The sequence below is a fragment of the Actinomycetota bacterium genome (assembly GCA_040755895.1).
Taxonomy (GTDB): domain Bacteria; phylum Actinomycetota; class Aquicultoria; order Subteraquimicrobiales; family Subteraquimicrobiaceae; genus Subteraquimicrobium.
Map to the genome: position 1 here is coordinate 1 of JBFMAG010000144.1, position 9504 is coordinate 9504.

General features: G+C 47.9%; 8 protein-coding genes. All 8 read left to right on the forward strand.

Going from position 1 to position 9504, the window contains the following annotated elements; genetic code table 11:
• On the forward strand, positions 1-947 hold a 947-nt coding region (locus AB1466_06795; protein MEW6189791.1), incomplete at its 5' end, for an NAD(P)H-hydrate dehydratase.
• A gap of 267 nt (positions 948-1214) precedes the next feature.
• The gene (gene alr / locus AB1466_06800; protein MEW6189792.1) at positions 1215-2336 is read left to right on the forward strand and encodes an alanine racemase; all 1122 of its coding nucleotides are present in this window, start codon (positions 1215-1217) and stop codon (positions 2334-2336) included.
• Positions 2337-2451: 115 nt separating this feature from the next.
• Positions 2452-3006: a BsuPI-related putative proteinase inhibitor gene (locus AB1466_06805; GenBank protein ID MEW6189793.1), complete on the forward strand. Its 555-nt coding sequence runs from the start codon at positions 2452-2454 to the stop codon at positions 3004-3006.
• 19 nt (positions 3007-3025) lie between these two features.
• Entirely contained in the window at positions 3026-3553 is a 528-nt protein-coding gene (locus AB1466_06810) for an NTPase (GenBank protein ID MEW6189794.1), read from the forward strand.
• The gene (locus tag AB1466_06815; GenBank protein MEW6189795.1) at positions 3546-7067 is read left to right on the forward strand and encodes an adenosylcobalamin-dependent ribonucleoside-diphosphate reductase; all 3522 of its coding nucleotides are present in this window, start codon (positions 3546-3548) and stop codon (positions 7065-7067) included. The genes AB1466_06810 and AB1466_06815 overlap by 8 nt, the downstream gene beginning before the upstream one ends.
• Positions 7068-7092: 25 nt before the next feature.
• On the forward strand, positions 7093-8022 hold the full coding sequence (locus AB1466_06820; protein ID MEW6189796.1) for a P1 family peptidase: 930 nt from the start codon (positions 7093-7095) through the stop codon (positions 8020-8022).
• Between the two features lie 101 nt (positions 8023-8123).
• A complete protein-coding gene (locus AB1466_06825) occupies positions 8124-8840 on the forward strand; it encodes an ECF transporter S component (protein MEW6189797.1) in 717 nt (238 codons plus the stop codon).
• A gap of 20 nt (positions 8841-8860) precedes the next feature.
• The gene (locus AB1466_06830; protein MEW6189798.1) at positions 8861-9379 is read left to right on the forward strand and encodes a nitroreductase family protein; all 519 of its coding nucleotides are present in this window, start codon (positions 8861-8863) and stop codon (positions 9377-9379) included.
• Positions 9380-9504 lie beyond the last annotated feature (125 nt).

The window sequence follows — 9504 nt, forward strand, 5'->3', positions numbered from 1 at the left end:
CAAATTTTGTCGGTGATCTGCAAGTGGCCGATCTCGGGATACCTTTAGAAATTGTCAAAGGGGTGAGCACGATCACCTTTCCCTCCATGGGGGAGATAAGGAATTTTCTTCCCAGCAGGGAGGTCGATGTCCACAAGAAGGAGTGTGGTCGAGTCTTAGTTATTGCTGGTTCGCTGGGGATGACCGGAGCAGCGACTTTGACCAGCTTATCGGCTTTGAGATCCGGGGCAGGTGTCGTAACTCTGGGAATACCACAAAGCTTGAATCCCATTTTTGAGCAGAAGCTTACAGAGGTTATGACAATGCCTCTCCCCGAAACGCCTCACGGAAGCCTCGATGTAGGAGCTTTTGATAGGATTAATGAACTTTTAAATGCCTTTGGTGTTTTGGTCATGGGACCGGGTTTGTCCTTAAATGAGAGTACGGTTCAACTGGTGCGTAAGCTCGTTGCAAGTGCATCATGTCCCTTGGTTTTGGACGCCGATGGATTAAATGCCCTTGTCGATGCGACTGAGATACTTGCAAAGCGCTCGACTCCCACCATCATTACTCCCCATCCGGGGGAACTCGCCCGATTATTTAAAACTACTGCCGATGAAGTGCAGAGTGACCGATTGGGATTTGCGAAGCGTGCTGCCACTTTGTGGAATGTTGTAGTGGTTCTCAAAGGGGCACGCTCCATCGTCAGTTGTGGGGAGAAATCCACGATCATTCCCACGGGAAATCCGGGTATGGCCACCGCGGGCACCGGAGATGTACTCACCGGACTGATCGGTGGTTTTCTCTCCCAGGAAATGACCCCCTACAATGCTGCCGTTTTGGCGACTTACATCCACGGTTTAGCGGGGGATTTAGCGGCCGAGGATGTCACTCCGTATTGTCTAATCGCTTCCGATTTGATAGATTATTTGCCCAAAGCCATCAAATTGGTAGTAGGTAGTAGGTAGTTGCAATGTTTACGTACATTGGTAACACTAATTATAATATGGGCTTAATCTAGATATAAATTACTATAGCTGGGTCACAATTTTAGAATTTACCCATTATGCCTGATTATCTAAAGAGCCCCTTCAGAAGAATATTCGGGATTTATGATCCACCTATAGATTTATGAATTGTGAACGGTGAACCATGTAAGAGTGTAACCAATGTCGCGATTAATACCATATAGTAGATAGGGTGTGTTAAGTTTTATTACAAATGTAGAGGTGAAGATGGGGTACAGGCGTCCGGTCTGGGTGGAGATAAACCTAAAGGCAATTGGCGAAAACATCAGGGTTCTAAAGACCCTCATTGGATCAAAAACCATGTTCATGGCCGTGGTCAAAGCCGATGGGTATGGTCATGGAGCTGTAAAGGTCGCTCAGGTGGCGTTGGAAAGTGGAGCACACCGGCTTGGTGTGGCATTGGTTGAGGAAGGATTGGAGTTGCGCGAGGCAGGCATAAAAGCCCCCATCCATATCCTGAGTGAAATCCTACCATCTGCCAGTGGAATTGCCGTGAAATATGATCTCATTCCCACCATCTGTTCCAAGGAGGTAGCGGAGGAACTTTCCTCAAAAGCTCGAGAGGCTGATAAAAAAGTTAAAGTTCATGTAAAGGTGGATACTGGCATGAACCGCCTTGGTCTTTTCCCACATCAGGTACCTCAGTTCATCGAGTTTCTCAAAACTCTACCGCATCTTGAAGTTGAGGGTATATTCACTCACTTCGCGGTGGCTGATCAGGTGCAAAATGAATATACGAAGCTGCAGTTGGAGAGATTCATGAACCTTCTGTCCGATCTGAGTAAAAGGGGATTCAACATCCCCATAAAGCACGCGGCAAACAGTGCGGCTACCATACTTTTTCCCGAGACTCATCTGGATATGGTCAGAGTGGGAATAGCCATGTACGGTTTACATCCCTCCCCAGCCACGCGGGGGAGGATCGATCTAGCCCCGGCTTTGCAGTTTAAAGCCATTGTTTCCCTCGTTAAACCTCTTTCGGCTGGAGAAGGTGTGAGTTATGGGCTCACATATCGTGCAAGGAAGAAGACAACCCTTGCCGTTCTTCCTTTGGGATATGGGGATGGATATACCAGACTTTTATCCAATAAGAGCCATGTGTTAATGAAAGGTCGGAGGGCACCCGTGGTCGGCAACATCTGCATGGATCAACTCATGGTCGATGTGGGGCACATCCCGGAGGTAAGACCAGGAATCGAGGCAACGCTCATCGGTGAGCAGGGAGGCGATCGAATCTCAGCGAATGAACTCGCGAATATCCTAGGAACTATCAATTATGAGATCGTGTGCATGATAGGCAAAAGGGTGCCAAGGGTCTATATTGCCTAAAAACTTTTGGCATGGACTAAATTGCTTAATGGCTTACTATTAAGTTAACTGTACTTTGGCAAAATTAAATTCGCACTAAGTTAAAATATATTCGGGATATATTTGGGAGGAGAAGATGGGATTCCCAAAATCCGGTCTCACTTTCTTAAGAGAAAGAATTTATCCTCGGAAAACGCTGCTCATTTTGCTTGTTTGGTCCCTCTTTGTCCTCGTCGTACTTCTCCTTTTGAGGATGATGGGCACCTATAGCAGGCGCGAGGATTCCTTCAAATACAAAAAGAGTATAAAAGCCCATGGTATCCAGTTCACCATCGCCCTTCCCAAAAAGGAATATAAGGTGGGGGAAAAGATATCCATACACTTCATCGTCAAAAATGTGAGAGAATCCGCCGAAACTTTTGTTTTCATGTCCGAGCAGGAGTTTGACATCATCATAGAATCTTTGGAGAAGAAAGAGATCTGGAAATGGTCTGCCGACGAATTTTTCACCAAGGTTTTGAGCAAGAAAACATTAAAACCCGACGAAGAGGAGCTTTATCACGCAACCTGGCTTCAGAAGGATTACGATGGGCAACAAGTTCCAACCGGGGATTATATAATAATGGCAAAGTTGACCGCCGTGGGTTATGAGAAGGTCTCGGTCCAGACGACAATCCGAATAACCCCATAAAGATAATGGGAGGACTATCTTGAACATTTTGATAACCGGTTCGCCTGGGGTGGGTAAAACGACCCTTATAAAACGAGTGCTCGAAGAACTCCGGTGCGATGCTGGTGGTTTTTATACCGAGGAGATAAGAGAAGGCGGTATAAGGAAGGGTTTTAAGATTATCACCTTAGATGGAGAAGAGGGAATTCTCGCTCATGTGGGGATAAAAAGCCCATTTCGAGTTAGTAAGTATGGAGTTGATGTGAACGAATTTGAGAGGGTGGGAGTTTTGGCTTTAGAAGACGCGATTCGAGGGGGGAAGGTCATAGTGATAGACGAGATTGGGAAGATGGAGCTCTTCTCCCAGAGGTTTAAAGAAGCTGTAAAGGCCGCGCTCGGTGCCCCCAGTCTTGTCCTGGCGACTATGGGAAAGATTTCTAGCACATTGGTCAGAGAAATTAAGGAGCGGGAGGATGTACGTCTACTGGAGGTCACCTTCAAAAATAGGGCGAGTATGGTCGCCGAGATTGTTGGTTTGATCCGAGCCGGGGGAAAATCCGATGTGTGAGGCTAAAATCCTTAAAATCCGCAAAAGAGATGGAAGAATTGTCCCCTTCAGACCGGAAAAGATATCCAATGCGATTCACAAAGCGATTATGGCTGTGGGGGAGAAAGACGAGGAGGTTGCTAAGGAACTTTCCCACGAAGTCGTAGCCTTGTTGGAAGAGAAATTCGCCGTGCCTACCGCCAAGCCCGCCGGTCAAATTCCCAGCGTGGAGAATATTCAGGATATCGTAGAGGATGTTCTTATAAGGAGGGGATATGCCAGAGTTGCGAAAGCATTCATCCTCTACCGGCAGAAGAGAGCTGAGATAAGAGCGGCCAAAAAATTTTTTGGCGTTGAAGATGAACTCAAATTAACGGTTAATGCCACAAGAGTTTTGGAGAGGAGATACCTTCTCAAGGATGAGGAAGGAAAAGTCATAGAAACTCCAGCCCAGATGATTCGGCGTGTGGCTAAGGCTATAGCCTCTGTTGATCTCCTTTACGACGAGAAGGCGGATGTGGGAAAAACGGAAGAAGAATTCCATCGAACCATGTCAAACCTCGAATTCCTCCCAAACTCACCAACCTTGATGAATGCCGGAACAGACCTGGGGCAACTCAGCGCCTGCTTCGTGCTTCCCGTGGGAGACTCCATAGAGGAAATCTTCAATGCGGTGAAATATATGGCTGTAATACATAAGAGTGGTGGGGGCACGGGATTTGATTTTTCAAAGTTGAGACCCAAGGGTGACATCGTCAAATCAACTAAAGGTATCGCCTCTGGACCCCTTTCCTTCATGCGGGTCTTTGATGTGACCACCAATGTCATAAAGCAAGGCGGTTGTCTAGCAAGCGATACGTTTATCAGGACAACGAGAGGCTTAATACCCATGGGTGAACTCTTGGACTGCCGCCATCTTGGTGAGAACCCGACCAGAACCCTTGTTTATACGAATGGTGGATTCTGGCACGCTGACCAAGCTCTCGATAATTCCTGGGATGACTGTCTCAAAGTGGAGACTGACATTGGCTTAACAATCTCCGCCACGCCTGACGAGCAAATCCAAATCGTTAATGAAAAGGGTGACTTTGCCTGGAAGAAAGTTCGGGACCTAAAGAAGGGCGATTGGTTACCGGTTGTCTTGGGTGGTTTCCTGGGCGAAGATGTCACTTTGCCACCTCTTGAGTACAAACAGCACCCGAATGCAACGCTACTCACTTTACCTTCTACAATGTGCCCAGAACTCGCTGAAGTAGTCGGCTACTACATGGCGGACGGATGTCTGAGCACAGCTTGTGGAAGAGACATTCCACCTGAAATGAAAGGGCGCCTGGCTCTTTCGATAGCTGACAGCACTCCAGACCTCATCCAACACTTTACCAAACTGATCGAGAAACTTTTTGGACTCGATGCATTCATTCAAAGAAAAAGAGGGGAAAGGGATGCATCGTGCTCTCTTGTGGTTAGCAGTCGTGACCTGACCCAGTGGTGGCAGCGGGTCGGCTTTGAAAAAAAGCGGGCGGAGAATGCTTTCATACCCCAATCAATTTTGTCTTCAAGCGAGGAAAGCGCCTGTGCTTTCCTGCGTGGTTTGTTTGAAGGCGGTGGCGGCATTCACACTGACGGCTACCCGAGACTCTCTACTACCTCAGCTCGATTGGTAATGGAAGCTCAGCAGCTGCTTTTGGCGCTGGGTATCGTAAGCAAGGTATCTAGAAGAGACTATCGCAAAAGTTCTCTCGGGATCTCGCCCATCTTTGAACTGGTAATTGTTAACGAGCCAAGCCGAAAGCGCTTTATCGAAAAAATAGGTTTTATCAGCCAGTTGAAGCAAAAAACTCTGGAGCTTCGCCAAAAGCCTAAGGAATACGGCAGAAGCGATCCTATTCCCAATCAGAGTGAAAGATTGCGGAAACTTTACGCGGGTCCAGGGCGTGGTTCGGGACCTGGACGATCAAAAAGAGGAGCAAATCGAGAGCTTTACCGCTTAATTCGGCACTACATGTCGGGCGTGAAGAACACACGACAGCTTTCAAGATCAAGGCTTAAAGAATTAATGGCCAGATTCCCTGAATTGAATGATCCAGAGCTAAGAAGAATAGCTGATGATAAGTATTATTACGTGCAAGTCAAATCACTATCCAAAACGAGGCTCCCCACCATGGAAATCTCCGTCTATGGGATGGAACACTTTGTGGCTAATGGTTTCTTGATCCACAATAGAAGACGCGGTGCTAATATGGGCATCCTAAGCGTCAATCACCCCGATATCCTCGAATTCATCACCGCCAAGACCAAGGAGAATTTCCTGACCAACTTCAATCTCTCCGTGGCCGTAACCGATGAATTCATGAATGCGGTCAAGGATGATAGAGAGTATCCCCTAATAAACCCACGCACCGGCAAAGAGGTAAAAAGACTTAAAGCGCGGAGCATTTTCGATTTGATAACCACCATGGCCTGGCGAACTGGTGACCCTGGAATGATCTTCATCGATGAGATAAATAGGCGAAATCCCACTCCACACATAGGCAAAATCGAGTCCACCAACCCCTGCGCGGAGCAGCCTCTCTTACCAGGAGAAAGTTGCAATCTTGGATCAATCAATCTCTCAAAGATGGTAAAAAATCGTGAAGTGGACTGGGAGAAGCTGGAAAGAACCGTGGAGATAGCCGTGCACTTCCTGGACAACGTCATCGACGCCAATAAATTTCCACTTCCCGAAATCGAGAAAATAACCAAAGGAAATAGAAAAATAGGACTGGGGGTCATGGGCTTCGCCGATTTCCTCATCAAATTGGGCATTCCCTATGATTCAGAGGAAGGATTAAAGATCGCCGAGAAAGTGATGAAACTAATTATGGAAAAGGCCAGGGAGACCTCGGTAAAACTGGCGGAGAAGCGGGGTCTCTTCCCCAACTTCAAGGGGAGCATTTACGATAAACCCGGTGGATTAAGGCTCCGAAATGCTACCCTAACCACGATTGCTCCCACGGGCACCATAAGCCTTATAGCTGGTTGCTCCAGTGGCATCGAACCCCTCTTTGCTATCTCCTTCGTCCGAAATATCATGGAGGGTACGAGGTTATTGGAGGTAAATCCATTATTTGAAGAGATGGCAAGGGAACGGGGTTTATATAGTGCAGAGCTAGCGATGGAAGTGGCAAAAAAGGGCACCTTGAGGGATTTAAAGGGAATTCCAGAAGACATGCGAAGGATATTTGTTACCGCCTTTGATATCTCTCCGGAGTGGCATGTGAGAATGCAAGCCGCTTTCCAGAGGTATACGGACAATGCCGTCTCCAAGACCATCAATTTCCCACCGGATGCTACGGTGGAGGATGTTAAGAAGGCTTATCTCCTGGCGCACGAGCTCAGGTGCAAAGGAATCACGGTTTACCGATACGGAAGTAAAAAGGAACAAGTCCTATACATAGGGGGGATTTTGGGCAAGGAAAGGGGAGAGACTCTAGAATACGTGAGCGCCGACTCCGAATACGCTGGGGGTTGTCCTGAACCTTATTGTCCATTTTAAGTCGATTTGAAAGGAAGAATATTTCGTGATTACTTCAGTTTCCGGAATAAGGGTGGGACATTATACAGATATCGAGTCCATAACGGGTTGCACCGTGATCCTGTGCCCCGAGGGAACCATTGCTGGTGTTGAGATTCGAGGAGGTGCGCCCGGCACGAGGGAGACCGATTTACTCGCTCCCATGAATTTGGTCACCGAGGTGCACGCTATCCTGCTTACCGGGGGGAGTGCCTTCGGTTTGGGAGCCGCCGATGGTATGATGAGGTATCTTGAAGAAAAAGGGATCGGTTTTAAAACGGGTTTTGGAAAGGTGCCCATCGTTCCGGCAGCGGTGATCTTCGATTTGAACGTTGGAGATCCATCGGTAAGACCGGATCCCGAGGCTGGCTATCAAGCTTGTTTGAATGCTTCGACGATCGTTAAAGAAGGCAGCGTTGGTGCGGGAACGGGTGCAAGCATCGGTAAAATATTGGGATCGAAATCTTGGATGAAAGGGGGGATAGGTACAGCGAGTTGCAACTTATACGATCAAATAGTGGTAGGGGCACTCACCGTCGTCAATGCCTTTGGGGATGTTCTCGACGAGAGTGGTGAGATTCTTGCTGGGGCTCGTTCCCCTGAAGGGGGATATTTGAATACGGCTGAATCCATGAAGAGTCACCCCATCCCCAAAGCCTTTGGAAGAAATACCACTCTAGCCGTGGTCGCCACCAATGTGAAGATGTCCAAGGAAGAGGTGAATGGGATAGCTCGAATGGCTCACGATGGATTGGCTCGAGCCATCAATCCGGTTCATACGATGTACGACGGTGATATCGTCTTTGCTCTTGCTACTGGGGAAATTGAAGCTGAGAAGGATGCCGTTGGAGTGGTAGCTGCTGAGCTGGTTTCCGCGAGCATAAGATGTGCGGTGAGGAAGGCAAAATCCATAGCTGGAATTCCAGCCCTAACGTGAGTGAAGGGGGTGAGGAAGTGAGGGAGTAAGTAATTTAGGCTCGAATCACTTTGACTGAAGTCTGGTATCCATAGCGAACTGGAACGGAGGAGGTAATAACCATGAAAATTGAAACACGTGATATTGCAGTCGTAGGGACACTGGGTGCCCTAACGGCTGTTTTGGGTGCGACCGTGGGTTTCGTTCCCGTACCCACACCCGCTGGAGCTGCGACCTTGATGCACATTCCCGCGATCATCGCCGGAATCGTTGAGGGTCCGATAATAGGTGGATTGGTTGGTTTCATCTTTGGACTCTTCAGCTGGACTAGAGCAACCATACCTTTCTTTAAGGATCCTCTTATAGCATTTGTCCCCCGCATCTTGATCGGTGTGGTCGCCGCATACACATATAGGGCTGTGAGAAGCAAAAGGCTCGCTCCACTTTTTGGGGTTATCGTTGGACTGGTCTGTCTTTCGGGGCTGTTCTACGGTCTTTCGTGTTTGACAAAGGCGAATAAGTCTTTGTTGAGCAATCCCTTGATCATTTCGATCTTTAAGGTGTCGATTGTCATAATATCCTTGGGCATCGCTTATTCCATTTACAGAGCGATCAAGGCAAAGCGATTGGCGACTGCGGTGGCAGCCGTCACTGGGACTTTAACGAATACGGTGGGCGTACTCAGTCTCATTGTTTTTAGATTTGGGAAAGAATTTCCTCCAGAAGCGGCCTATATGGTTGGGGTAACTCATGGTATTCCAGAAATCATAATGGCGGTGATCATAGTAGTTCCCATCGTGTTGGCTCTGAATCGGGCGTTGAAAAAAGAGGTTGAATAATTTGTAAGGGGGCAGGCAAGATGGAGGTCTATAAAGCCATCTATGGGAGAAAAAGTGTTAGAGATTTCGATAGGGTTAAAGATGTACCTCCGGATTTAGTCGTGAAGCTTTTGAAGGCAGCCTGCCAGGCTCCTTCGGCGGGAAATCTTCAACCCTGGAGATTTTGGGTCATTCGTGATCAGAAACTTAAGGGTAAGTTGGCCGAAGCTGCTTTTCATCAATCCTTTGTGGCTGAAGCACCCGTCCTGATCGTGGTCTGTGCCGATCTCAGGGTGGCTTCAAGTGGCTATGGAACTCGGGGTACTACACTATATGCCATTCAAGATACTGCCGCCGCAATTGAGAATCTACTTCTTGCTGCTCATGTCGAGGGACTTGGAGCCTGCTGGGTGGGTGCCTTTGATGAGAGAAGAGCAATTCAAGCATTGGAGCTACCAGCGCACATAAGACCTTTAGCTTTGATACCCATAGGTTATCCCGCTTATGTAGGTACCAAATCCAAAAAGCGAGACCCCTTGGAGGTCACCGAGTTCAAATAATCTGATTGGTCCCTAAACATAAATAGAGTGATTTCTAAGAGCCATCCTTACGTGCGCTAGCTGCTGCCCCGGCGAGTCGGGGCTTAACGGTTCTCGTAGATGCTGCCTTCTAAGATACTCTTATC

Coding starts and splice junctions, on each gene's coding strand:
- alr (MEW6189792.1), top strand. CDS start 1,215: ATGGGGTACAGGCGTCCGGTCTGGGTGGAGATAAACCTAAAGGCAATT.
- AB1466_06805 (MEW6189793.1), top strand. CDS start 2,452: ATGGGATTCCCAAAATCCGGTCTCACTTTCTTAAGAGAAAGAATTTAT.
- AB1466_06815 (MEW6189795.1), top strand. CDS start 3,546: ATGTGTGAGGCTAAAATCCTTAAAATCCGCAAAAGAGATGGAAGAATT.
- AB1466_06825 (MEW6189797.1), top strand. CDS start 8,124: ATGAAAATTGAAACACGTGATATTGCAGTCGTAGGGACACTGGGTGCC.
- AB1466_06830 (MEW6189798.1), top strand. CDS start 8,861: ATGGAGGTCTATAAAGCCATCTATGGGAGAAAAAGTGTTAGAGATTTC.